A 25,549-nucleotide genomic window follows, 5' to 3' on the forward strand; every position below is an offset into this window, starting at 1 on the left:
TTGGACTGGCTTAGCGAGGAACGATGGCAAATTCCGGGCTGTTGCCGTAGTTCGGCTTTACAGTACGGGCCATGAACTTGCTCCATGCAAGGGCGCCGTTTGGCAGGCCAGCGTCGACAGCATAGGCCAGGGCTGGCTGCATGTTGGAAGGATAGCCCGCGATGCTCGTCGAATAGCCCGTCATTTCGCCTACTTTCAGTTTCAGGAAGGACGCCATTGCAGCACTGCCGCATTCGAGCGAGCGGAAGGTCGCCGTTTCGCTGGCATCCGCGGCTTGCTTCATGGTGGTGTACAGCGGCGACGTAGCCGAGTCACGGATGTTCATCGAGTACAGGGCGCCGTCGATCCAGCAAATGCCTGGATCGGTCATGCGCATCACCGGCGCATTAGCCTTCCAGCTCAGCAGTTTCTTCGCGCCAGCGAAGCCCAGTTCGGCAGCGTGGCCGATCGCCGAGGTGAAGAAGTCGTCCTGCCATGGTGCAATGCCACGCCTGTTCTCGTACACCACCGCGCTCTTCATATCGAGCACGCTAAACACGTTGGCAGCCGGGTTATCGGTGTAAGTCTTGTTGTACCAGTCCAGGTTGCTCGTCAGGATGCGTGCGAAATGCGACTTCAGGCGGTCACCGTCCGGCGTGATATAAGCCGCTTCAGCCAAAGTGCGCATGCTCCAAGCTTGGCCCCGTACCTGTTCCGGTTCCAGCAAGCCTTCAATGTTGTTACGGTAGCCAGGGTTGGTGCCGAATATATTTACCATTGCCCAGAACTGCAGCTCTTCCAGGTAATAATAATCGCCGGTCACCAGGTAAGGCAAGTAGGCGAATGCTGGCTGGTGCGCCGAATCGTAGGTATATGGAGAGGTGCAGCTGGCACCGACCGCGCACTTCGGGAAAGCCTCAAGCTGCTTGGTCACCGGATTGCGCGTATCGGTCGAGATACCGGCAATAGTCATGTACGGATAGTCGATCAGGCTGATCGGGCGGTCCGTCTTCTTGTCGCGGTAGTGCGACGACCAGCTGCCCGCGAGGTCGGCGGTGCCAAGCGTGACTTCCTTGGCGCGCGATTCCATCGTCAGCAGGTAGGTGGCAGCCCAACCTGGCAGCAGACCGAGGTCGACGCGGCCGCCCGTGCTCGGCATGTACGGAATCGCCATGCCAATGCCCATCGGTTCGATAGCGGTCCCGGTCCATTTCGACTTCAGTTCGGTAAACGTTGCTTCCGGCACGACGACGCTCTGGTCATAGTTCGGCAACGCACGGGTGGCGATCAGGTAGCCGATGTTGTGCTTAACAAGGGCCTGCGAGGCGTCGCCGCCCCACCAGAACATCTTGCGCCAGCGGCTGTGGTGGAAGTGGGTCAGGCCCGGCTTCGCGTAGACGACGGCCCCGCGTACCATCACTTCGGCATCGTAGGTAAAGTTCTGTGGATTCGGCTCGTAGGCCCAGTTGTTCTCGAGCGTGACATCGACGCGGGCTTTCTTGATGTCGTTGTACCAGCGGATCGCGAAGCGGGCCGTCAGGTGCGGATGGGCCACGCCGGCGTCGGTCGTCAGCGGTGCCGACACCTGCCACTCGTTGGCGACCGCGCCCGCGAGCCAGGTCTGGACCGCGCCGCCCTTCTTGATGATGTCGTCGGCCGAGGCGTTGTAACGCACGCCGTTGATCGTGGCGCTCACGGACGAGCTGAAACCGTTCATCAGCAGGGTTTTCGCTGCCATGCCGGCGGGGTGGGGCGCGTTCGATTTCATCAGCGAGAGCTTGACGGTTTCGTTCGCGTTCAGGCTCGGGACGATGCCCGACACCACGGCGTGGCGCACCGAACCGTCAGGATGGGTTGCCTTGACGTCGAGCTGCAGCGGGATCGTGGTGCCGTCGTCGAAGCGGCCGACCAGCGAATCGGCCGGCATCAGGTCGCCGGCGGCAAACACCTGGCCGAAGGTGACCGGCAGGTTGGCCTGGGCGCTGGCTGTTGTATTCTGGATGCGCACGTCGGTGACCATGCCGAATACACTGTATGCTGTCGTCGTCGCGGCAGTGGTCGCCTCGACCGGAGCGGCAGCGGGCGCTTGCGGCAACGCTGCGGGGGACACGGCGACGCCTGCATCGGTCGATGCGGTGGTGACGGGTGCGGCGATCGGGGCCGACGCTGCCGGCGCGGGTGCCGCAGTTGAAGCCGGGGCCACGCTCGCAGTCGAGCTGGAACCGCCGCCGCCGCCGCAGGCCACGAGGGTGGTACTGAATGCCGCGATTGCGGCAATTCGCATTGCAAAGTGTTGGAGTGGGAGTGTCATGGCAGGTCTTCAGGAGTTACTTTGGGGAATAAATTATTGCCCCATGGAATTTCTGAAGGTTACGCCAAAGCAAAACTGAACGACAGCAAAATCAAAGCCGCTGTTCTGAATTTCGTCCAAATACAACACAACATTGTCGATTTCTTTACGAACATTATTCGTTTTGAAAGCGAAAATGTGTGTATTTATATAGCCATTTTGTCGTGCGACCCAATAAAAAAACCGGTTTGTTGCGCTTCCTTAATGTGAGGAGGCCACCATGAAGTCGACCGCCGCCTTCACATCGGCATCCGGCGCGCTCGAACCGCCTTTTGGCGGCATGACTCCCGCTTTACCCTGGAAGCCCTTGAGGGCATGTTCGTACAGCACGGCATTGCCCTGCTTGATGCGCGGCGCCCAGGCGGCCTTGTCGGCCACTTTCGGCGCACCGGCGATGCCGGCGCCATGGCAGGCGATGCAGGCGCTGTTGAACAGCGCCTTGCCGGCATCGGCACTGGCGACGGCCGGTGCTGCAGCCGGGGCGGCGGCAGGGGCAGCAGCAGCAGCAGCAGCAGCCGGAGTGGCGCTGGCCGGCGCGGTGGCCACCGGCGCCGCGGTAGCGGCATTCGCAGCGGCCGGCGCCGCGGCGGCCTCGGTACCCGCTGCAGGCGCGGCGCCCGCTGCCGGCACGGCCGGTTCCTTGAATTTGGCGCCGCCCTGGTTGGCCATGTACACAACGGCACGCTCGACTTCGACATTCTCCAAATCCGGATTGCCGCCCTTGGCCGGCATCGCGCGGATACCCTCGATCGCGTGCTTGACCAGCGTGTCGTAACCTTGCGCCAGGCGCGGACCCCAGTCGCCGGCGACGCCGATCTTCGGCGCACCCGCGGCGCCGGTGGCGTGGCAGGCGGCGCAGACGGCCGTGTAGACGGCATTACCGGCTTGCAGGACCTTCGGCGCGTTGACGTCGCGCAGCGTAAAACCTTCTTCGGCGACCGGGCGCAAACGCTGGGCGACCGCTTCCGGACCCAGGCTGTTGGTGCCGGCGCCTTCCAGCTTCTCGTTAGTGACGAAGGAGACCAGCAGGATGATGCCGATCACGATTACCAGGAAGAAGCCTGCGACCACCCCGATCAGTTGCTTGGGTGTCCGGATAAACGATTGTTCATTGTGTGCGTCGCTCATGATTTCCTTAATACGATTAAAAAAACCTGCTATCCGGCGTGTGTTCTTCCTGCATGACTTTTTGGAAAGGCCGCCAATCGGCGATTATAGTCTCAAAAGATGCCCCATGGCACATGGCTCGTTTGCAAGTTCTACTTTCCATGGACGGGGGCCGCGAAAGAATGTATCCTTCGCATCGCTCAGGCGTTTCTTTTCAGGATGCCCGACGCGTTACCCCGTGCGGCTGTAGCTCAGTGGATAGAGTATTGGCCTCCGAAGCCAAGGGTCGCTGGTTCGATCCCAGCCAGCCGCACCACCCCGCGCCAGGCTCCCTGGTGCGACATACGACACATTCCCCTTCCTGTATTCCTCTGGTACCCGACGCGCTTGCGGCGCGGTAGCGGCACCTTCACGTCTATATCGGCAACAAGCAGATAAACACATCCCGGGCGGTCGAATATTTTATTTAGCTTTTGTTACTATCGGCACACTATAATCAGTGTCGAACCCAGCCGAATAAATTATCAAAAAATTAAGTCAAGGATACCGCCCGACATGCAAGCCATGAGCATCGAGACGCCGACCGAGGAGCGTCGCCATGAAAGTTCGGTTGCCTCCAGCACTTACCGCCTGATCGCCGTCACCATTTGCGTCCTTACCGCGCTGTCCTTCTTTTTCCTGCCGCTGCCGACCTTCCAGTGGTTTTCCGATTATTGGGAACATGCTTCGGCGCTCCGGGTACTGTCGGAAAACCTGGTTGCCCCGACCAATCCCCATTACGCGACCTACGATCCCGACCGCCAGTTCATACCGCTGTTCGTCGCCCTCGGCTACCTGATGCACGTTACGGGCATTGCGGTGACGACCGCGATCGCGATCGGCGCCGTACTGACCACCGTCCTGTTTTGCATCGGCGTCAGAATGTTTGCACGCGCCTATTTTCGGCACGCCTGGGCACCAACGATCCTGATGGCCGTGTTGTTATGCGCCTGGGGCACCCCATGGGTATGGACGGGATTCTATGAGTTGCGTGCCATTTTTTATAACAATTACTATCCGGCGACTTTCGTCCTGTCCCTTACCTTCATTACCTGGGGTGTCGTTGTCCGGGCGCTGAACGAGGGTGCGGTCCGAACATCCGACTGGTTAACCCTGCCGTTCCTGGCTGCCTTGATGTTCGTTTCCCATCAGCTGGGCGGCCTGTTTGCCCTCGGTGGTTCGGCTTTATTCCTGTTATTTGCGCCCGCGAGTTCGCTCAGGAACCGCATCACCATCTTCCTGCTGCTGGCGGCCGGGCTCGTGGTCACCTGGTGGTGGCCCTATTTCAATCCGATCGAACTGACGTATTACGGTGCCGGGGACAAGGAAAACGGTGGCGCTGCCGACTTCTACAACGCCCTGAAGGTCATGCTGCTGGTCGGCCCGGCCTGGTTTGGCATACCGGTTTTAGTCGGAATGGCGCGAAAGCGCATGCACCTCGAGCTGGTCGTCGGATTTGGGGCTGTTTTCGGCGCCTATCTGTTTGGCGGTTTGATAGGGCATCCAGTCGCACACCGGTTCTTGTCGTATGCGGTGATTTATCTGCACCTGCCGATCGTGTGGGCGCTGCTGTCGACCGTCCCTGCCCAGGCCACCTGGCCGCGCATGTCGGCATTGCGAAGCGATCGCAGAACCCGCAACCTCTGGACCGTCTTTATCGTTTGCGTCGCGCTGCAAATCGCATTCTGCGCAGTCGATTTTGTACGCCCGGCCTACGAGCGGGTCAGCGGCAAGTCTTTCGGATCCTACCCGAGCCAGAACGTATTGCCGGAACTGGGCAAGGTCACCGAAAAACTGCCGGATAATGCGGTGATGTTCGCTTCGTTCGACCCCGCCCTCGCCATCACGGCGCTCAAGGGCAAGGTCATTGCACGCCCGCGGCCGCAGTTGATGATCGCCGACGGCGCCGAGCGGAGTAAAGACAACGCCCGTTTCTTTTCACTCGGCACGCCGCAAGCCGAACGCCGCACACTGATCCGCAAGTATGGCGCAACCTATATCCTGATCAGGAAAGAGAATGTGTCGAAGCAGTTAACGGAAGAGCTGGAAACGCTTGGGGAAGTGGTGCCGCATTCGGGTAGCCTGGTCCTGATCAAACTCGATAACGCAAAGGCCCCGGGATAGGCAGCCCGGCCGGGCTGCTATCCGGTCCGCGGCAGTGGACCAATTCGAAGAAAATCAGGCGCGGCCGATAACGGCCACCATCTCCGGCGCGACCGAGGCTGCGGACCAGTCGCGGGGCATCTTCATCTTCCACGCGGCATAAGCGCAAAGCGGGCGCGATCGGAACAGGCTGCGCGCCTGGTCACGCTGTGCGCTAATCCACAGGTTGACGAGCTCGTGCGTTGTCGCTGGAAGCAGGTGGGGCGCAAGCCGCTTGACTGCAAGATGCTCGCGCACGGCGCGGTTCTCCAGGACGCCCTGTGCCTGGCGCAGGGTGCGTTTCCATTGCGAGACGACATTGCGATACGTGAGCTTCTCGATCCCCCGCACTTTCCATACTGCGTTTGGCTCGACCAGGATGCGCCGGGTGTCCCAGCTGTTGGTCGCCGAGTCCAGCCCGAACATGAGCAGGGCGCCGATCAGGGAGTCGGTCCGGTACAGCCCCAGGGGCAGGCGGAATCCGGAGGCGCGCAATTTTTCCATTGCATGCGCGCGGATCACGTTCAGGTTCCCGTGGAATCCGCCTTCCCGCAGCATCTGGGCACGCAGGCGCGCTGCCGATCTTCCACTCGTGGGCACACCGGTTGCGCCCCATGCGGCCTCAGAAGCCATCAGCCCGCTCGCGAGCGCGTTCAGGGCCTGGTCGTCGACCTCGACATAGCCATCGAGGAAAAATGCATTGCCTTCGCCGGGCCAGATATGGTGCAGGTATTCGTTCCAGGCATGGGCCTTGTCGCCCTGTTTGATATTCCAGATCCGCAGCGTGCATTCCGGCGAAGGGCTAAAAGGAAGCTGTGCCACCTCACGTGCAAGCTGGGCATTGCCGTTCACCAGGACGTCGATGACTGCGGTGCTGCCCTTGACGGCACGGATCACCGAATCGATGCAGTTTTTAAGGGTCGACACATCCTCGCGTGAAGCGATGATGGCGATAGCGCGCGGCTCAATAATCATGGGAACGACCTAAGCGAAAAAGCATATTGTAGTGCTAATTTCTTGACAAAACGAAATCATCGCAGGCGGCAGCACGGCTTGCCGGTCCGCCGCGAATCGTTGTCAGGTCAAAGTTATAGCGTGATGTAGCGCCGCAGGCGTCCGCCGAGGCTGTTCGCTACGCCCAGCGGCAAGCGTTGCCAGGCGCTTTCGATCAGCGGTCGCAAGGACGAGCCGGCGCCGCCTGCCGCCGCCGGCGCTGCGATCGCCGCCACGCCTTGCGCATCCCACTCGCGCCAGTCGAGCGCCACCGGCAGCGCGCCCCACTGCTTCTTGAATTTATAGGTGCCCTCGCCGAACGTCGAGCGGCCGAAGTCGAACACGCGCACGCCGGTCTCGCACAGGTGCGACTGGATCGTCCAGTACAGGAGCATGTTCGGCGCCAGCGAGTTGTACTCGGCCAGCGTCGAGGCCCAGGGAATGACGGCATTTTGTCCGCACAGCAGCACCCAGCCGGCGCCGACCGCCTTGCCTTCGTGGCGCACGACGACCATGAACATGTCGTCCGCCGCGCCGTAATGGCGGTGAATGGCGTCGAACCAGGCGCGGCTGTGCGGGGGACTGCCCAACCGGCGCATGTTGCGGCTGTACACATCGTAAAACTCGCCGACCGCGGTGGAACTGCTTACCACTTCCGACGTCAAACCATTTTTTTCCGCCTTGCGCACCTGGCTGCGCAGCTTGGGTGGATACGATTGCATCAGCGCCGCCGCGCTGTCGGGCAGGTCCAACAGCATGCGCACCTTGCGGCCCTCGAGCGCGCTGTCCTCTTCCGTACCCGACGCCGAGCAGCGCAATTCGAGTCCCGCCGCGCCTGCGGTACCCAGGTCGCGCCGGGCACGCGTCATCAAGGCGTCGTTGACTGCGCCGGAAACGGCCAGCGGCCCGCCGAGGTCGCAAAACGGCAAGGAAATCCAGCGCGGGCGCGACAGGGGACGGGCAACTTCGCACAGCGGCAGCATCCCGGCCAGTTCCGCTCCCTGTTTCGCCACCAATACCTTGCCGGGATGACCGTAGGCGTCGGCAACCGCGCGGCGCCAGGCGGACAGTTGGTAGGCGTTGCCTTCCGGGTGGCTGCGCACGAGCGTGTCGAGCGCATCGTTGCCGGAGGCGCCGTTGTCGAGGTAGGAGAATATAAGGTCGTTCAAGCGCTGCTCCTGCGGTGGCGATCGGTCTTTACTCCGATGCATGATGGGACGCGCAAGATTGTAAACGATCGACAACATTTTCCATGTTGTTGTTCCAAATGTGTGCAGCGCGCACGATTCATTTTCTTACGGAACTTGTCAGACAGAAAATGCTATATTGCACAGTGTCATACGAACGGTGCGGCGTTTCTGGTATGCGAAGCGCCTGTGTTCCCTGTTCAAACAGGGGGCGGCCAGCCTGGCCAGCTGCAGAGAGCAAAAAAACAACAAAAATTTACGGATGCAAATACAACACCACTTTTGCACACCTGTTGTTGGTCCCGTACAAACTTCTGTGCTGTGTTGAGCGCCTCTACATCCCATGCTATATTAAATATTGGCATAATAGCAAAATTTTATTCGATATCGGAAGCTGATAATGAAAGCAGATCAGGTCGTTGCAGTAGTAGGACTGGGTTACGTCGGGTTACCGCTCGCAGTGGAGTTTGGCAAGAAAGTACGGACGATCGGTTTCGACCTGTCGGCGTCGAAAATCGAGAACTACAAAAAATTCATTGACCCGACCGGTGAAGTCTCGACCGAGCAGTTGCAGGCGGCGCGTCAGCTGGAAGTGACGACCGACCCGGCGGCGCTGGCGCAGGCGGACTATGTCATCGTGGCCGTGCCGACCCCGGTCGACATCGCGCACAACCCGGACTTCACGCCACTGATCGGCGCCAGCACCACGGTCGGCAAGAACCTCAAAAAGGGCGCCATCGTCATCTTCGAATCGACCGTCTATCCAGGCGCCACCGAAGAAATCTGCATCCCGCTGCTGGAAAAGCATTCGGGCACGAAGTGGCTGCAGGACTTCCACGTCGGCTTCTCGCCGGAGCGCATCAATCCGGGCGACAAGGAACACACGCTGACGACGATCCTGAAAGTGGTCTCGGGCGACGACGCCGCCACCCTGGAAAGCGTTGCCCAGCTGTATGAGTCGGTGATCACCGCCGGCGTGCACCGCGCCTCGAGCATCAAGGTGGCCGAAGCGGCGAAGGTCATCGAAAACACCCAGCGCGACCTGAACATCGCCCTGATGAACGAACTGGCGCTGATCTTCGACAAGATCGGCATCGATACGCTGGAGGTGCTGAAAGCTGCCGGCACCAAGTGGAACTTTTTACCGTTCCGCCCGGGCCTGGTCGGCGGCCACTGCATCGGCGTCGATCCCTACTACCTGACCCACAAGGCCGAGATGGTGGGCTATCACCCGCAAGTCATCCTGGCGGGCCGCCGCATCAACGACGGCATGGCCAAGTTCGTGGCCGAGAAAACCGTGAAATCGATGATTTCGTCGGGCTTCCAGATCAAGGGCGCCAAGGTCAACGTGATCGGCCTGACGTTTAAAGAAAACTGCCCGGACCTGCGCAATTCGAAAGTGGCCGACATCGTCCATGAGCTGCAAAGCTACGGCGTCGACGTCCACGTGTACGACCCGATGGCCGACGCCGGCGAAGCCGAGCACGAATACGGCATCAAGCTCGAAAGCTGGGACAGCCTGCCGAAGGCCGATGCCCTGATCGCCGCCGTGCCGCACAAGGAAGTGCTGGCGATGTCGCTGACCGACTTCCAGTCCAAGCTGAACGACGGCGGCTGCTTCATTGACGTCAAGTCACAATTCGACGAAAAAGCCATCCGCGAGGCTGGCTACTGCGTCTGGCGCCTGTAAAAGTTGCACGGGCCGAGCCGCCGCGCCACCGCGGCGGCTTTGTGCGTTCAGCACCGTCCGAACTGCGCGACGTGCATTAACAAGAAAGTGTTGTGAATACTGTGAATAAGATTCAAGACCTCAGGCAGCAGCTGGGCCAGCAAAGCCATCAGTGGCTGGTTACCGGCGCGGCCGGCTTCATCGGCTCGAACCTGGTCGAGGCCTTGCTCAAGCTCGGCCAACGTGTGACCGGACTCGACAATTTCGCCACCGGGCATCGGCATAACTTGGAGCAGGTGAAAGAATCTGTCACGGAAGGCGCCTGGATGAAATTTAATTTCATCGAAGGCGATATCCGCGTCCCGGCCGATTGCGCGCGCGCCTGCGCCGGCGTCGATTTTGTGCTGCACCAGGCCGCCCTCGGTTCGGTCTCGCGCTCGATCGACGACCCGATCACGACCAACGAGACCAATGTCACCGGTTTCCTGAACATGCTGGTCGCTGCGCGCGATGCCAAGGTGCGCCGCTTCGTCTACGCCGCATCGAGCTCGACCTACGGCGACCATCCGGCCTTGCCGAAAGTCGAGGACGTGATCGGCAGTCCCCTGTCGCCGTATGCCGTGACCAAGTATGTCAACGAGCTGTATGCGAACGTGTTCGGCCGTACCTACGGCATGGAATCGATCGGGCTGCGCTACTTCAACGTGTTTGGTCCGCGCCAGGATCCGCACGGCGCCTACGCCGCCGTGATCCCGCTGTGGGTCGCCGCGCTGATCCGCAACCAGCCGGTACGCATCAACGGCGACGGCGAAACCAGCCGCGATTTCTGCTTCATCGAGAATGTCGTGCAAGCGAACCTGCTGGCGGCAATGGCAGGGCCGGAAGCGGCGAACCAGGTCTACAACGTCGCGCTCAACGAACGTACCAGCCTGAACGGCCTGTACGCGATGATGCGCGACCTGCTGCGCGAGCGCTTCCCGCATGTGGACGCGCACCAGCCGGAGTATGTCGGCTTCCGCCGTGGCGACGTGCGCCACTCGCAAGCCGACATCGGCAAGGCCGCCGCGCTGCTGGGCTATGCGCCCACGCACCGGATCGGCGAAGGCCTGCGCCAGGCCATGGATTGGTATGTCAACGACCTGCTGGTGCAGACGCCCCAGGTGGCATCCAGGTAAGTGAAAAGAATCGGAGGCTGACGTGTTCAGGATTTCAAACCATTACGTGTCGAAGATCGTATCCGTGCTGCTGCTCGTGGAAGTGCTGGTGCTGCTCGGCGCCGCCTACGCGGGCGCGGCGCTGCGCTACATGGAAGTCGGCACCACGGTGACGATTCCATCGCTCGACCATTTCTTCACCTCGGCCGTCGCGTTCGCGCTGGCCATCGTGTTCAGCATGAGCGCCATGGGGATGTACCAGCTCGATTTCGAAGAAGGCCTGCGCCACCCGTTCCTGATGAAGCTGATGCCTTCGTTCGTGATGGGCTTCCTGATCCTGACCCTCGTGTTCTACATCGAGCCCGACCTGGCCTTCGGCCGCAGCATCCTGTTGATCGTGTTCGCGCTGGCGGCGGTCGGCATCTTCGTTGCGCGCATGGTCTTCTTCAAGACCTCGGAAGCACGCTTCCTGCAGTCGCGCATCATGTTCCTGGGCGGCGGTCCGCTGGCCAAGGAATGCTGCGAACTGGCCGAACGGGCCAACCGCTACCACCGCTACGACGTTGCCGGCTTCATCCCGGCGCCGGGCGAGGAACTCTGCGTCACCCAGTCGGAACTGCTGAAAATGCGCGATGGCGATTCGCTGGTCAAACTGGCGCGCCAGTACAACGTGTCGGAAATCGTGGTCTCGGTGCAGAACCGGCGCGGCGGCTTCCCGATCAAGGAACTGCTCGACTGCAAGCTGCAAGGTTTGAAGGTCACCGACGCCGCCACCTTCTTCGAGCGCGAAACCTGCCAGATCCGGGTCGATTCGATCCAGCCGAGCTGGCTCGTCTTTGGCGGCGGTTTCGACCAGAGTTTCATCCGCATCTTCATGAAGCGCGCCTTCGACCTGGTCTGCAGCACGATCATCCTGGCATTGACCTTCCCGCTAATGCTGCTGGCCGCGCTGGCGGTCTGGTTCGAGGACCGCGGTCCGGTGTTCTATTCGCAGGAACGGGTCGGCAAGGACGGTAAGAGCTTCTTCGTGCACAAGTTCCGCAGCATGCGCGCCGACGCCGAAAAGAGCGGCAAGCCGCAATGGGCCGCGCAGAACGATCCGCGCGTCACCCGCGTCGGCAACTTCATGCGCAAGACCCGTATCGACGAGCTGCCGCAGATCCTGAACGTGTTCAAGGGCGAGATGTCCTTCGTCGGCCCGCGCCCGGAGCGTCCCTACTTTGTCGAGCAGCTGATCGAAGTGGTCCCGTACTACAATGTCCGCCACAGTATCAAGCCAGGCATCACCGGCTGGGCGCAAGTGCGCTACGGCTACGGTTCCTCGGCCGAGGATGCGCTGCAAAAGCTGCAGTACGACTTGTACTACGTGAAGAACAACAGCCTGTTCCTCGACTTCCTGGTGCTTATTAACACGTTGAAGGTCGTGCTATTCCGCAGCGGCCGCTGAGGAAAGCGAGATCAACCTACTGCGCGTCGGATTGTCGGCCTGCGCCGCCAAGGCGATAGCCCGCTGTGCCTCCGTACAGCTGCGCTTCCCGGACGACACTCCTTCGGCTCGCTACGGTTTCTCGCGCTTTCCGAGACTCCACGGCGGGACGCCGATAATGACTTGCCCGGCTTCTCTACATGGATAGTGTTTCCCTGACCAGTATCGCCACCTACAGCTACGGCCTCGCGGCCGTCGGCTTCCTGCTGCTGGGCGTGCCGCTCCTGACGAGCTGGCGCGGGCGGGCGCACGGGCCGCTGCTGGTGGCCGCTTGCCTGGCATCGAGCTTCTGGGCCGCCTCGCTGGCCTGGGCCGCCACCGACCTCCTGATGTGGACCAGCCTCTCGAACGGCTTCGAGGTGGCGAGGAATGCCGTCTGGTCGCTGTTCCTGGTCGTCCTGCTGGGCGACTGGCGCCAGCCCGGCAGCCGCCTGCCCCTCAAGCTGCGTCCGGCCCTGTTCGCGGCGGCCATCTGCTACCTGCTCGCGCTGACCGCGGCCTGTCTCGGTTACTGGGACCTGGCCCTGTTGGACAGCGTGCTGCCGGTGACGGTGCGCGTGGTGCAGGCAGTCGGCGGCATGCTGCTGGTGGAGCAGGCCTACCGCAACAAGACGACGCAGGAACGCTGGGCGATCAAATTCGCCTGCCTCGGCATCGGCGGCATGTTCGCCTATGACTTTTATTTGTACAGCCACGCGATGCTGTTCCGCGAAGTCGACCCCGACATCTGGGCCGCGCGCGGCATCATCAATGCGCTGACGGTGCCGCTGCTGGCGCTGTCGATGCGCCGCGCCAAATCCTGGCGCTCGCCGCTGGCCGTGTCGCGCCGCGCGATGTTCCACTCGGCCGCGCTGTTCGGCTCGGCCATCTACCTGCTGGCGATGGGCTCGGCCGGCTACTACCTGCGCTATTTCGGCGGCAGCTGGGGCACGGTGATGCAGGTGACCTTCCTGTTCGGCGCGCTGCTGCTGCTGGCCGGGATCCTGTTCTCGGGCACCTTCCGCGCCTGGCTCAAGGTCTTCATCAGCAAGCATTTCTACAGCTACGGCTACGACTACCGCGAAGAGTGGATGCGTTTTACGCGCACCCTGTCCGAGGCCGGCCCGCACCTGGGCGCGCGCACCGTGCAGGCCGTGGCGGCGCTGGTCGAAAGCCCGGGCGGGGCGCTCTGGCAACGGCGCGATGGGGGCCAAGGCAGCGGCCGCTTCGAGCCGGTCGCGAGCTGGGAAGTGCCGCTGCCGGACGTGGCTGAGCCGGGCGACTCGGCCTTGTGCCGTTTCCTCGAATCGACCCAGTGGGTGATCGACCTCGACGAATACGCGGACGACCCGGCAAAATACGAGGGCCTGGTGCTGCCGGAATGGCTGCGCACCTTCCCGCGCGGCTGGCTGGTGGTGCCGCTGATGATGGGGACGAAACTGTTCGGCTTTGTCGTGCTGCATACCGCGCGCAGCCGCGTGAAACTGAACTGGGAAGTGCTGGATTTGCTGGAGATCGCCGGCAGCCAGGCCGCCAGCTATCTCGCCCAGCAGGACGCGGCCGACGAACTGATGACGGCGCGCCAGTTCGAGTCCTTCAACCGGATGTCGACCTTTGTCGTGCATGACCTGAAAAACCTGGTCTCGCAACTGTCCCTGATGAACGCGAACGCCGAGAAGCACAAGCACAACCCCGAGTTCCAGGCCGACATGCTGGAAACGGTGTCGCTCTCGGTGCAAAAGATGCGCCTGATGCTGCAAAAGCTCTCGCGCATCGACGTCGAGGAAAAGCCGGTGCCGCTGGCAATCGACCAGGTCGTGCGCCAGGCGGTAGCGAACAAGGCGGCCTTCGAGCCGCGTCCGCAGCTGGACGTGCGCGATACCGGCCTGCGCGTGCTGGCCGACCGCGAGCGCCTCGAGCGCGTCGTCGGCCACCTGATCCAGAACGCGATCGAAGCGACGCCGAAAGAAGGCAGCGTCACCATCGCTTTGCACCAGGAAGGCGATGCGGTGCGTATCGAGATCACCGATACCGGCGAAGGAATGAGCGAAGATTTTATTCGCGAGCGCCTGTTCAAGCCTTTCGAGTCGACCAAGTCGGCCGGCATGGGCATCGGCGTGTTCGAGAGCCGCGAATACATCAATGAGCTGGGCGGGCGCCTGGAAGTATCCAGCAGGCCCGCGCACGGCACCACTTTCAAAGTCATCCTGCCCCTGTACCAGCAGGATGCGCTGCTCGTCGACCGTGCAGCCTGACCCGAGGATTTACCACTGTGACCCAGACCAAACAGAAACTCCTGATCATTGAAGACGACCCCGGCCTGCAAAAGCAGCTGAAGTGGAGCCTCGATGCCTATGACGTCGCCGTCGCCGGCGACCGCGAAGCGGCATTGGCGCAAATCCGCCGCCACGAGCCGGCGGTGGTGACGATGGACCTCGGCCTGCCGCCCGACCCGGACGGCTCGACCGAGGGCCTGGCGACCCTGCAGCAGATCCTGGCGCTGGCGCCGGACACGCGCGTGATCGTCCTGACCGGCAACCAGGACCATGCGAACGCGGTGAAGGCGATCGGCCTCGGTGCGTACGACTTCCACCAGAAGCCCTGCGACCCCGAGGTGCTGAACCTGGTGATCCAGCGCGCCTTCTTCCTGCACGAACTGCAGCAGGAAAACCGCCGCATGCAGCAGCAACAGGCCGATTCGCCGATGGCCGGCGTGATCTCGCGCGCACCCTCCATGCTCAAAATCTGCCGCAACGTCGAAAAGGTCGCCCCGACCTCGGCCTCGGTGATGCTGCTGGGCGAATCGGGCACCGGCAAGGAGGTGCTGGCGCGCGCCGTGCACGCGCTGTCGCCCCGTGCCAAAGAGCGCTTCATGGCGATCAACTGCGCGGCGATTCCCGAAAACCTGCTGGAAAGCGAATTGTTCGGCTACGAAAAGGGCGCGTTCACGGGCGCGGCCAAGCAGACCAAGGGCAAAGTCGAACTGGCCCATGGCGGCACCTTCTTCCTCGACGAAGTCGGCGATTTGCCGATGCCGCTGCAGGCGAAACTGCTGCGCTTCCTGCAAGAGCGCGTGATCGAGCGTATCGGCGGCCACGAAGAAATCCCGGTCGACGTGCGCATCGTCTGCGCGACCCACCAGAAACTGAAGGAACTGTGCGCCACCGGCCGCTTCCGCGAGGATTTATATTACCGCCTGTCCGAGATCGTGGTGACGATTCCGCCGCTGCGCGAACGCGAAGGCGACGCCGCGCTGCTGGCCCACCATTTTAAAAACAAGTTCTGCGCCCAGGAAGCGCGCCAGGCGCTGCACTTCGCGCCGGATGCGATCGCCGCCATCGAGGCTTATCCTTGGCCGGGCAACGTGCGCGAGATGGAAAACTACATCAAGCGCGCGGTCATCATGGCCGATGGGAACACGATCGTCGCGGAAGACCTCGGGCTGCCGGGCGAAGGCCTGGAGGAGGAACCGATCAACCTGCGGCAAGTGCGCGACGAGGCCGAGTACAAGGCCATCGTGAAAGCGCTGGCGCGGGTCGACGGCAACATCGTCAAGGCGTCCGAGATCCTCGGCATCAGCCGCCCGACCATGTATGACCTGATGAGCCGCCACAACATCAAGACCACCGCATGAAGCTGTTCACGGTGCTGGCCGTACCGCTGGTACTGGCGGCAGCGGCCGGCGCCGCCGGCCTGGCTTATCTGCAGTCCGAGGGTGTCACGCCGCGTGCGCTGGCCCCTTACATCCTCAAGCGCACGAGCGGCCACAACCCCGTGATCGAAGGCGCGGGCCGTTTTACTTCAGCCACCTTGCTCGAGCTCGACCGCGGGCAGGCGGCAGCGTATTCCCTGCCGCCGCTGACCCTGGGCGCCCAGCCGGAAAGCCCGCCGGCCTCGCCGGGACGCGAGCGGCTGGTTGCCTCGATCGAGGAAGCGCGGCGGGCGATGGCCGATGCCGTACCGGGCGATGTCATCACCTTGCTGCCCGGAGAGTACGCGCTTCGCGCCACCGTCTACGCGAGTCGGCCCGGCACGGCGGCGGCCCCGATCGTCGTGCGCGCGGCGCGCCCGGGCACGGTGTCCATCGCCGTCGCCACCGGCGAAGGGTTCACGGTGACGGCGCCGTACTGGCGTTTCGAAAACCTGGGCCTGCGCGGCGCCTGCGACCAGGACGACTACTGCAACCACGCTTTCCACGTGGTCGGCAAGGCCCACCATTTCGTCGCTCGCAACAACACGATCCGCGACTTCAACGCCCATTTCAAAATCAACGGCGAGGGCGGCACCTTTCCAGATGCCGGCCTGATCGAAGCGAACACCCTGGGCAACGGGGCGCCCCGTAAAACCTCGCACCCGGTCACGCCGATCGACCTCGTCGCGGCCAGCGACTGGATGATTCGCGGCAACCTGATCCACGACTTCGTCAAGGCCTGGGGCGACCGCACCAGCTATGGAGCGTTTGCCAAGGGCGCCGCCGAGCGCACCGTGTTCGAGCGCAACGTGGTGCTGTGCGAAGCGGCGCTCAGCGGGCAGCCCGGCCAGCGCATCGGCCTGTCCTTTGGCGGCGGCGGCAGCGGCAAACCGTATTGCCGCGACAGGCGCTGCATCACCGAACACGATGGCGGCATCATGCGCGCCAACCTGGTGGCCGGCTGTTCGGATGTCGGCATTTACATCAACAGCGCGGCCGGCACCCGGCTGGTCGACAACACGGTGCTTGATACGGCCGGGGTGCAGGTGCGCTTCCCGACCAGCAGCGCCACGTTTGACGGCAACCTGGTCGACGGGCCCCTGCGCCCGGACGAGGGCGGCGTGCTGCGCGCGGGGGACGACCTGCACACACCGGTCTGGCAGCTCTATCTCGGGCGCCATCCGCAGCGTGGCCTGTTCGCCGATCCGGCGCTCTTCGATTTGCGCTGGCGCGGCGATGCACCACGGCGCGACGCGGGAACGCCGGCGGTCGGCCTGTGCGAGCGAGAGCGTGGCCGGCAGCGAGCCTTCGGTGCCTTCGACGATTTCGCAAAATGCCTGCGTAAGTGAAAGTCTCTTTGGACCTTTAAGTTACTTGGGCGAATCGCGAAGCAGATAACGCGTCAGCGCTTGGGCTGGGCGCCACACAACTGGAATCTTGCTAAGGTGATCTAACTTCTTGATGTATTTGGAGCGCTTCATCGCAATTGAAATCTGATCGGCGATGTCATGACGATTCCGCTCAACCGAGGTGCGATGCAGACTGATGAAGAATTTCTCATCAAGGTCATGGCTGATGTATATCCTGGAGATTCGCTTAACGTCAAAAGTCGATCGATCGAACAAAGTTGCATCGTCGAGCTTCCCAAACAAGTCAAGCGCGATCATCGTCCGATAGCACTTTTCGCAGCGTCCGCAGTTTCGATGGTCCTGGCCTTTCGAGTCAGCGCCCCGGTAGCAAACGTGAAGTTCACTTAAGGCCTTTTTGTCGCCAGACAAATACCCAATCTTCTCGGTCCGTGTGTACGCGGTTCCTTCGTGCACAATTTTCGTATGAACGGTAGAAAAGAGCGGGTCCGAGAGAGGATGCGAACCCCAAGGGTCCAAGCAGGTATAGTCGTAAGAAGCGGGGATCAAAACCTCATGGAAATGATGTTCGAACATAAGGGCGACTGCAGCCAGAGCTGGACCATGGGAAATTAGTTCCCAATGCGCTTTTTGCCAACGGGTTTCCCGAATATTGGTTACCACCGGTATAAATGTAGCGTCATAGTGCTTGGCCATTCCCGCAAGCCGAGTACAGTGTTGTGCGAACTCTTCAGTTTTGGAAACGGGCATATCGAAACCTTGCACCGTTATCCAATGTTTTACATCCGGCCGACGCAACACCGTAAAGGTCGAATCAACGCCGGCTGAAAAGAACGATGCCATCGTGCGATTCTGAACGGGCACAGCTTGGAGTGGCCCAGTAGCGATGCCAACTATCCGCATCTCTTTTCGCCACTGCTTCCACAGCCGCATGATGCTTTCGGCACCGCGAAGTAGCGCTGGATCTACTGGGAGCGGAATGCTGAGGTCTTCCCCAAGTGTGGCCGCAATCGGCAGCAGAATCGCCAGCCATGGATTGCCGCTTGAAGACGGCTCATACGATTCAGGTAACTCAAACCAATAATCTTCAACCACCCCATCGTTGTACTCAACGACACCTGTTACACGCACCATCCCGTTTGGCTGTGTACTCTTCAATATGCGAATTAATTGCACTTGTAATTCCTAATCACGTTTTTATTGAAACCAATATATCATATGGGAAGCGCGCGGCGATATGACGTTGTGGTTGGTTAATGTCTGTTAACGCTTATTTAGAACGCGGCCGCCTGCTCTACTTTCAGGGAAGGACGGGTGCCGTCAGGATGCGCGCAGGTATGTCAAAGAGACCCGGTACTTTACATACACGCTGGCGTGTATCAAGCACCGGGCCGGATGTTCTGGTTGGTGCGGAACAAATTGTCCGGATCGTAGTGCGCCTTGATCTGCTTGAGCCTGGCGTAGTTCGGGCCGTAGGCTTCGGCGATCCGGTCGACTTCATCCTCGTTCAGGAAATTGATGTAGACGCTGCCCGCGGCATGGGGCGCCGCCGTCTTGAAAAATTCGCGCGCCCAAGCCAGGCAGGCGGCATCCTCGGACGGCTCGTTCCAGCGGGTGTGCACGTTCATCGCGTACAGGGCGGCGCGGTGCGGATAGGCCGTCTCGTCCGGCGCACGGGTATTCGCCGCGCCGCCGAGCAGGCCGAGGAAAATCTCGCTTTGCGGGGAGGGCAGCCTGCCGGCGTAGTCGATCACGACGTCGATGGCGGCGTCGGACAGCGTATTGAAATTGTGCGACTTCCAGTAATTGCGCGCCGGCGGCACCAGTAAAGGATCGAAGGCCTGCTGCCAGGCGCTATAGGGCACGGCGCCCACGTGTTCGCCGACCGGGGTGCCGAAGCCGCGCACGGTGTCGATGGCGCCCTGCACCTGTTCGGGCGGCAGCGGCGAAAAAAAGGCGAGGGCGATGATGCCGGTGCCATGCACCGATTCGGGCAGGAAGGGCAGCGGCGGGGCGCCGCGCAACACGGCCCAGACCGACACATTCTCGTCCATCGCTTCGACATAGTCGCGGTAGTTGCGCAGCAGCGTACCCGCCTGCGCAAACGGAAAGACGATCAGGCCGGCGGTGACCAGCGGGCCGACCTGGTGCAGGGCGAATTCGAAGCTGGTGACGACTCCGAAATTGCCGCCGCCGCCGCGGATCGCCCAGAACAGGTCAGGGTGATTGTCGCTATCGATATGGAGCCGCTCTCCGCTGGCGGTGACGATGTCGGCCGAGACCAGGTTGTCGATGGCGAGACCGTGCTTGCGCGTCAGCCAGCCGAAGCCGCCGCCCAGCGTCAGGCCGCCGACGCCGGTGGTCGAGTTGATGCCGAGCGGCGTCGCCAGCCCGTACGCCTGCGCCTCGTGGTCGAGGTCGCGCAGCAGCGCACCGCCCTCGACCCAGGCGCGCATCCTGTGCGGCGCCACCTGCACCGAGCGCATCGCCGAGAGGTCGATCACCAGGCCGTCGTTGACCAGCGCGCTGCCGGCGATGTTGTGGCCGCCGCCGCGCACCGCCAGCGGCAAGCCGTTATTGCGGGCGAAGTCGACCGCGGTTCGCACGTCGGCCGCCCCGGCGCAGCGCACGATCAGCGCCGGGCGCTTGTCGATCATCGCATTCCACACCATGCGCGACTGGTCATACGCCGGGTCGCCCGGCAGCAGCACGGTACCCCCGAGGCCGCGCCCGAATTCTTCGATATCGATTCCCCCTACGGTGTCCATCACGTACCTCGCATCCGTTCGTTGACGATTATTTCAGGATAGGGAGGCGAGGGAGATATACAAGCGGAGTCGGCGCCGCCACCGCTGGATGGCGGCGCGTGCGGCACAGCGGACGGGCGCTTGCCTGCGAGGTGCCACTGGAGTGCCGCTGCGCTGATGCTGCGCTTTACGACAGCGGCCGGGCGGCCAGCTGTTCGGGTGTCGAATAGACCGTGATATCGTCGGCGGCGAGACGCTGCAGATGGTCGAAGAAGCCTTGCGCCGGGATGAACCATGCCTGCGCATCGCCGATCTTGCCGTTCACGCGCAGCCCGGAGCGCTCGAATTCCTGGCGATAACACTCGCGCAAATCCTCGCGTGCCGCGTAGTCGATCCGGCGCGCCGCGACCGCGGGTGCGAAAGGACGCACCGGCACCTCCCAGCGCCGGCCTGCCCGGTCCAGGCAGGGCAGGCGATAGCTGCGCTCGTCCCAGACCGCTACCGGGAACGCATCGCCGAGCGCATCCTCGAGGACGTGGTAGAAGGTCACCGGTCCCATCGACACACCGAGTCCCAGCACCTTGGCCCCCGCGATGCCGATGAAGCGCTGCCAGGGCGAGCCATAGCCGAAGGCCGAGGGCGCCTAGTGATGGGCCTCGGTTAGGTCGTGCGCATCACGTCGGAGCCCGATACCTGCGCAAATTCGTAGCGAGTACGTTGTTGGCAGCGTGTCTTAAGCGTGGCCTTGCGACTAGCGCAACTGCCTACGGTTCGCTGCGCGAACTACGGCGACGCGGCCGTGCAGAGGAAGGGCCTCAAGCGCGCCAGAATCTTTACGAAGAGATAAAAAAAACTTAAATAGGCTAAAAATTAACAGTTGCCATTTGGAAATTTTACAAACCGTTGCATCGCATCCTGAAATTTCTACATAAATGATAAAAAAAAATGTACTCGCGAATATGTAGGTGTAATAATTCCGTGTCATTAAGGAAACATCATACTGAAGATAGAAATGACTAATTTAATAAGGGACACTGTGTACTGCAACCAAGGGCCCTTGGTGGTCGATCTCGACGGCACGCTCACGCCGATTGACACTTTAGTCGAATCGATCGTGTCCATCCTCAAACGCAATCCTCTGGAATTCTTCCGCTTGCTGTATTGGTTGATGAGCCAACGATGCATTGCTGATTTCAAACACAGAATTGCTGCAAAAGGTCGTTTCGCAGTTACTCACGTCCCCTTCCGTGAAGACTTCATTGTTTGGCTGCAAAGCGAGAAGCAGCGCGGTCGCGTCATCATACTCGCGACCGCAGCACATGAAAGTATTGCTCAATCGGTGGCCGCAAAAGTCGGTCTTTTTGACGCCGTGTTATCGAGTACGCCGCGCGTCAACTTGAAGGGCGCGGCGAAACTGGCGGCGATACGGGATCGATTCGGTGACAATTTCACCTATGCTGGCGACAGTTCAGCCGATCTGCCGATCTTCAAAGCAGCCGGAGCATCCGTGCTGGTTGGGGTGAACCGCCGTGTAAGCGCAGAAGTCGAACGCTATGGCAACATCGAAAAACGCTTCCGCTATCCCGAGGCATCGTTTTCCACGTGGCTGCGCGCCATGCGAATACACCAGTGGGTGAAGAACGTATTGATGTTCGTACCATTGCTAACGGCATTTGCATTTACGTCCTACCTTCATCTCTTAAGCGCCGCAATCGGATTCGTTGCCTTTTCTCTGGCAGCCTCAGGCACTTATATTCTTAACGACATCTGGGACCTGGACAGCGACCGCAGTCACTCTCGCAAACGCGTGCGCCCATTTGCAGCGGGACTCATTCCGGTCGAACGCGGCATTGCCATGTCGGCCTTGCTGATTGGCACGGCGGCGCTGCTGGCTTTTGCCATATCCGCAGCATTCTTGGGAATGGTGATCGTTTACATCGTTTTGACGACAGCATACAGTCTGGTTTTGAAGCGTTATGTCCTGATCGATGTGGTCGTACTTGCACTGCTGTACACTTTTCGCGTCTTGGCCGGGGCAGTGGCCGTCGGCGTAGCCGTAACGCCATGGCTGCTGGCTTTCAGTGTTTTTATTTTTCTCAGCCTCGCTCTCGTCAAGCGATGCGCGGAACTGGTATCGCTGCAAAGTTCGAATCGCACAGCAATAAGCGGACGCGATTACCGAGTGAGCGACCTAGCCGTCCTATGGCCGCTTGGAATCGGTGCCGGGCTCTGCTCGGTGGTCGTTTTCGGCCTGTACGTCGGCAGCCCGACCGCAATCGATTTATATGGGGATACTACCAACGGACTGTGGCTCGCCGGTATTGGCTTGATCTATTGGATTGCGCGTGTCTGGCTGAAAACAGCAAGGGGTGAGATGGACGATGACCCGATCATCTTTACCCTCAAGGATTTCGGCAGCCGGGTTGCCATCGCAGCCATGGTGGTCGTGACCTTGTCCGCGCAACTGATCAGCTAGAAATCATGAAGACTTACTTGTTAGCGTTAGGCAGCGTTGTCATTTCTGTCTTGGCGCAATTTACTCTGAAACTTGGAATGAGTGCGCCTGCCATCAAATCTATGGCGGAAAGGCGCCTAGATCTTTCCCTGATGCTGGCAGTTATAACTGAGCCCTATGTCATCCTCGGTTTCGCCCTGTATGGTCTGGGAGCCGTTGTCTGGCTGGCCGTATTATCTGAATGGGATGTCAGCAAGGCGTATCCGCTGGTGGGTGCCGGCTTTGCGCTGAGCGCAATGGCGGGATATATGCTGGGTGAACATATTTCGCTTCACCGCACCATTGGAATTTTCCTCATTTGCTCCGGCGTGTGGGTAGTCGCGCGGACCTGACCACGGAAATCTATGAACAAAATATACCGCCACTTCACTGAGGCGCAGCTAATATCTTTAGTGATCGCGCTCTCCCTGATCATGCGTTGCATCACCGTTCTCGTACTGAAGATCGATCCCGTCAGTGATTACCTGGCATACGATCAAATGGCCAGTAATCTGCTTGCTGGCCGTGTCATGGCCGACAATTTCGGAAACGTCGCGTTCTACAGCGCTGGATATCCGCTGTTTTTTCTTGCGCCGATTTATACGTTATTTGGTCACAATCTTCTGGCGGCACAACTCGGCAATGCAATGCTGGGTGCGCTCAGCACCTACCTGATATACCTGTTGCTGCGTGAAGCAAAAGCGGGTGTATTCGCAAGAATGATCGGCCCGTTGATGTTCGCGCTATATGTGCCATCTTGGCTTTATTGCGAATACTTGGCCAAGGAAAACCTGATGACCGCGCTGTTGCTCGTTCTGATGTACGTGTCCGCGCGGATGCACCAGAACCTGACGGTGGGCTCGGCGCTTGCGGCTGGGGCAATCGTCGCATTGCTTGCGATAACAGGCACTGCTGGGCTGGCATTGTTGCCTGTTTCGATCATCGCCGTGGCTTGCGCCAATTCGTCCATTCAGACGAAATTGCGTGCGGGCGTTGCCTTCTTGCTGGCTGCCATGCTTCTGATGGCACCTTGGCAGTATCGGAACGCCCAGCTCGTGGGAAGCCCGGTCATTACTACCAACGGCGGTTTTAATTTATATCTTGGGAACAACCCGAACGCCGACGGTTTTTTTGTGTCGATTGCAGATACGCCGTTGGGAGGGAAGTGGAAGGAGTTACGGAAAAAAGGTGAAGTATATGCTTCCGCCCAGCTAAAAAATGAAGCGATTCAATGGATCTTCGACAATCCAAGAAAATTCGCTGGATTGGCATTGAAAAAGGCAGGCTTATTTTGGATGCCTCCGGTTCATGAGGGAAAAGGAAAACCGTCCAAGATAGAAAACGCTACCCGTGCAATCTGGTTATTCCAGTATGTTGTATTATGTGTACCAGCCGCATATGTTCTGATTACCGCTTGGAGGCGAAATCGTATTGTGATTGGAACAGGTGCAGCAATCATTCTATACACCGGTGTCCACATGATATTTTATGTAATATTTCGCTATCGCGAACCGATCATGCCAGTGGTTGCCATCCTTGCGGCGATTGGTATAGAGGACTTTGTGCTGTGGTTCGGCAAGCGTCCCCAGCATGCAGAGACCCTCTTTCGCAAGAAGGACGATCTCAAAGAGAGCGGTCAGCTGATACAACCGTAAAGCTCCTTCAGTTGGAATTTTCCGCCCCGGCCATTTGGCGGATGCGCGCAAGTATGATTCGGTATTCGGATTCCAAAGTGACTACCATTTCGGAAAATTATGGACGTCGATCTTGGCACGATGTTGCGAAATTCCTTTTCCGTCAAGCGGAAGATTGCCCTGCGTTAAATTGGTAGTTGATCCTGCGCTTGGCCCGCGATGGATCGGGATCGAATGCGACTTGATTGCCGCTCCGGGAAAGGGGAAGTACGATCATGAATTTTAATAAGATATCGATAGGCCGTCATTATTGGTCCTTCATGCTCCTTGCAGTCGGGATTATTTTATTTCTCTTTGAAATGAGAAGTCTTTCTGCGCATATTGGCTCGGACTATCGAATTTTTTACAGTGCGGCCGTGCGGTTTAATGCAAGCGCGTTGCAGCTTTATACAGTCAGTTCCGTACGAACGCTCCAAGGTTTCTTGTATCCTCCGCCCGCAATCACGTTATTCTTGCCATTTTCAACTTTGTCCGTGGGCGCAAGCTTCAAGCTGTTCGTAGTGTTTCTGTATTCCTCCGCGTTTGCAGCGATGGCCATCTGGTTGAGGCTGAGTGTTTCTGAAGACAAGAGTTTTCTCGCCTCCCGGTTAGACAGTGTAAACGTGATGTTGCTATCGGCTGTTTCCGGGCCATTTTTCGCTGCTGTTGTTGCTGGACAGGTGGACATTATCGTGCTGCTCCTGTGTACTGCGCATATTGCCTTGATCACGAGGAACCGTCCCGCTCTCGGAGGGTTTGTTCTGGCTGCCGGCTTTTGGATCAAAATTTATCCGCTGGCCTTACTAGCCTATGCCCTTTCTCGTCCGGACGCAGCTCGAATTCTCCTCGGATTCCTGTGCGGAGTCCTGATTGTGCCTCTGCTTCTAACTCCGCTTATTCCTTTCGAGCTTTATGAGCTGTACTTTCTTGAATATTTGCCGAAACTGTCCAGTGCGACCATTGTCAATATTTACAATCAATCCTTGGCCGCGTTCTTTATCCGCTTGAACCTGCCCCTCGGCGAAAGCGTGAAATCGTTTCAGGCCTACATGGTACCGGCTCCGCTTCGGCTTTCTATCAGCATAGCGGCCATAGCAGTCATCGGTACCATTTGTGCTGTGGCCAAGTGGACCGATACCCTCAAGCTGCCACTTTTCGCGATGATCTTGGCCATCTTTGCGGTGTTCGCCCCATTGGGCTGGGGACATACCTACGTGTATATTTGTCCACTGGTGTATTTCGTTTGGCTGATTGGAAAGAAAATTCAGTCCAAGCTGACGTCTCTTTTATTGGTAGGCATATATGCTGTGCTTCTGATTCCTGCGTATAGAATTTTTCCCACAGAACCATATTTACCCGAACTGGTTTACAAGATCATTTATTCCCGCTACCTGTTTGCGGTTGTTTTTTTGCTGATAATGACCGCCGTCTTGATGCGTGTTAACGGGTCAAGTACGGCTCACGTCTCGTGACACAGGACTGGATGTCCTCA

At 60.0% G+C, this 25,549-nt stretch carries 18 protein-coding genes and 1 tRNA gene; 12 read left to right on the forward strand and 7 right to left on the reverse strand.

The genetic code is table 11. The annotated features are described in order from the left end of the window. Window positions 1–10: 10 nt before the first annotated feature. Both AC1MEM_RS04265 and AC1MEM_RS04270 read right to left on the reverse strand, forming a co-directional pair. The gene (locus tag AC1MEM_RS04265; protein WP_499475548.1) at window positions 11–2,263 is read right to left on the reverse strand and encodes an RIFT barrel domain-containing protein; all 2,253 of its coding nucleotides are present in this window, start codon (window positions 2,261–2,263) and stop codon (window positions 11–13) included. Between the two features lie 267 nt (window positions 2,264–2,530). Beyond that, complete coding sequence (locus AC1MEM_RS04270; protein ID WP_499475550.1) at window positions 2,531–3,457, reverse strand: c-type cytochrome; 927 nt, start codon at window positions 3,455–3,457, stop codon at window positions 2,531–2,533. Between the two features lie 219 nt (window positions 3,458–3,676). On the opposite strand from AC1MEM_RS04270, the gene AC1MEM_RS04275 reads away from it, so the two are divergent. Beyond that, window positions 3,677–3,752: transfer RNA gene (locus tag AC1MEM_RS04275), tRNA-Arg, on the forward strand. Window positions 3,753–3,991: 239 nt separating this feature from the next. Beyond that, a complete protein-coding gene (locus AC1MEM_RS04280) occupies window positions 3,992–5,599 on the forward strand; it encodes a putative glycosyltransferase family protein (protein WP_499475551.1) in 1,608 nt (535 codons plus the stop codon). Between the two features lie 54 nt (window positions 5,600–5,653). On the opposite strand, the gene AC1MEM_RS04285 is transcribed toward AC1MEM_RS04280, so the two are convergent. Both AC1MEM_RS04285 and AC1MEM_RS04290 read right to left on the reverse strand, forming a co-directional pair. Then, on the reverse strand, window positions 5,654–6,592 hold the full coding sequence (locus tag AC1MEM_RS04285; RefSeq protein WP_499475553.1) for a hypothetical protein: 939 nt from the start codon (window positions 6,590–6,592) through the stop codon (window positions 5,654–5,656). 113 nt (window positions 6,593–6,705) lie between these two features. After that, window positions 6,706–7,779 carry a GNAT family N-acetyltransferase gene (locus tag AC1MEM_RS04290; RefSeq protein WP_499475554.1) on the reverse strand — a complete coding sequence of 358 codons (1,074 nt, stop codon included), beginning with the start codon at window positions 7,777–7,779 and terminating at the stop codon, window positions 6,706–6,708. Between the two features lie 418 nt (window positions 7,780–8,197). Here AC1MEM_RS04290 and AC1MEM_RS04295 point away from each other — a divergent pair, with 418 nt between their 5' ends. The 6 genes from AC1MEM_RS04295 (at window position 8,198) to AC1MEM_RS04320 (ending at window position 17,125) form a co-directional block, all read left to right on the forward strand. After that, window positions 8,198–9,487 carry a nucleotide sugar dehydrogenase gene (locus AC1MEM_RS04295; protein ID WP_499475556.1) on the forward strand — a complete coding sequence of 430 codons (1,290 nt, stop codon included), beginning with the start codon at window positions 8,198–8,200 and terminating at the stop codon, window positions 9,485–9,487. 101 nt (window positions 9,488–9,588) lie between these two features. Further along, window positions 9,589–10,641 (forward strand): SDR family oxidoreductase, encoded by a 1,053-nt coding sequence (locus AC1MEM_RS04300; RefSeq protein ID WP_499475558.1) that lies wholly within the window; start codon window positions 9,589–9,591, stop codon window positions 10,639–10,641. 22 nt (window positions 10,642–10,663) lie between these two features. Continuing rightward, a complete protein-coding gene (locus AC1MEM_RS04305) occupies window positions 10,664–12,067 on the forward strand; it encodes a TIGR03013 family XrtA/PEP-CTERM system glycosyltransferase (RefSeq protein WP_499475559.1) in 1,404 nt (467 codons plus the stop codon). Window positions 12,068–12,246: 179 nt separating this feature from the next. Further along, complete coding sequence (prsK, locus tag AC1MEM_RS04310) at window positions 12,247–14,340, forward strand: XrtA/PEP-CTERM system histidine kinase PrsK (RefSeq protein ID WP_499475560.1); 2,094 nt, start codon at window positions 12,247–12,249, stop codon at window positions 14,338–14,340. Window positions 14,341–14,357: 17 nt separating this feature from the next. Next, window positions 14,358–15,719: a PEP-CTERM-box response regulator transcription factor gene (gene prsR, locus AC1MEM_RS04315; RefSeq protein WP_499475561.1), complete on the forward strand. Its 1,362-nt coding sequence runs from the start codon at window positions 14,358–14,360 to the stop codon at window positions 15,717–15,719. Further along, window positions 15,716–17,125, forward strand: a complete 1,410-nt coding sequence (locus AC1MEM_RS04320) for a right-handed parallel beta-helix repeat-containing protein (RefSeq protein WP_499475563.1) — start codon at window positions 15,716–15,718, stop codon at window positions 17,123–17,125. Before prsR ends, AC1MEM_RS04320 begins: the two co-directional genes overlap by 4 nt. Before the next feature lie 21 nt (window positions 17,126–17,146). Here the strand turns inward: AC1MEM_RS04320 and AC1MEM_RS04325 are convergent, their stop codons facing one another. The 3 genes from AC1MEM_RS04325 to AC1MEM_RS04335 all read right to left on the reverse strand — a co-directional run bounded on the left by AC1MEM_RS04325 (window position 17,147) and on the right by AC1MEM_RS04335 (window position 20,470). After that, window positions 17,147–18,319 carry a hypothetical protein gene (locus tag AC1MEM_RS04325; protein ID WP_499475565.1) on the reverse strand — a complete coding sequence of 391 codons (1,173 nt, stop codon included), beginning with the start codon at window positions 18,317–18,319 and terminating at the stop codon, window positions 17,147–17,149. Window positions 18,320–18,522: 203 nt separating this feature from the next. Next, a complete protein-coding gene (locus AC1MEM_RS04330) occupies window positions 18,523–19,911 on the reverse strand; it encodes an FAD-binding oxidoreductase (protein ID WP_499477561.1) in 1,389 nt (462 codons plus the stop codon). A gap of 166 nt (window positions 19,912–20,077) precedes the next feature. Further along, complete coding sequence (locus AC1MEM_RS04335; protein WP_499475566.1) at window positions 20,078–20,470, reverse strand: AAC(3) family N-acetyltransferase; 393 nt, start codon at window positions 20,468–20,470, stop codon at window positions 20,078–20,080. Window positions 20,471–20,902: 432 nt separating this feature from the next. On the opposite strand from AC1MEM_RS04335, the gene AC1MEM_RS04340 reads away from it, so the two are divergent. From AC1MEM_RS04340 to AC1MEM_RS04355, 4 genes are all read left to right on the forward strand, one after another. Next, the gene (locus AC1MEM_RS04340; protein ID WP_499475567.1) at window positions 20,903–22,366 is read left to right on the forward strand and encodes a UbiA family prenyltransferase; all 1,464 of its coding nucleotides are present in this window, start codon (window positions 20,903–20,905) and stop codon (window positions 22,364–22,366) included. 5 nt (window positions 22,367–22,371) lie between these two features. After that, window positions 22,372–22,737 carry a DMT family transporter gene (locus AC1MEM_RS04345; protein WP_499475569.1) on the forward strand — a complete coding sequence of 122 codons (366 nt, stop codon included), beginning with the start codon at window positions 22,372–22,374 and terminating at the stop codon, window positions 22,735–22,737. 12 nt (window positions 22,738–22,749) lie between these two features. Further along, window positions 22,750–24,039 carry an ArnT family glycosyltransferase gene (locus AC1MEM_RS04350; protein WP_499475571.1) on the forward strand — a complete coding sequence of 430 codons (1,290 nt, stop codon included), beginning with the start codon at window positions 22,750–22,752 and terminating at the stop codon, window positions 24,037–24,039. A gap of 254 nt (window positions 24,040–24,293) precedes the next feature. Continuing rightward, window positions 24,294–25,529, forward strand: a complete 1,236-nt coding sequence (locus AC1MEM_RS04355) for a glycosyltransferase family 87 protein (protein WP_499475573.1) — start codon at window positions 24,294–24,296, stop codon at window positions 25,527–25,529. Window positions 25,530–25,549: the final 20 nt, after the last annotated feature.

The sequence above is a fragment of the Telluria sp. AIW5 genome (assembly GCF_056680575.1).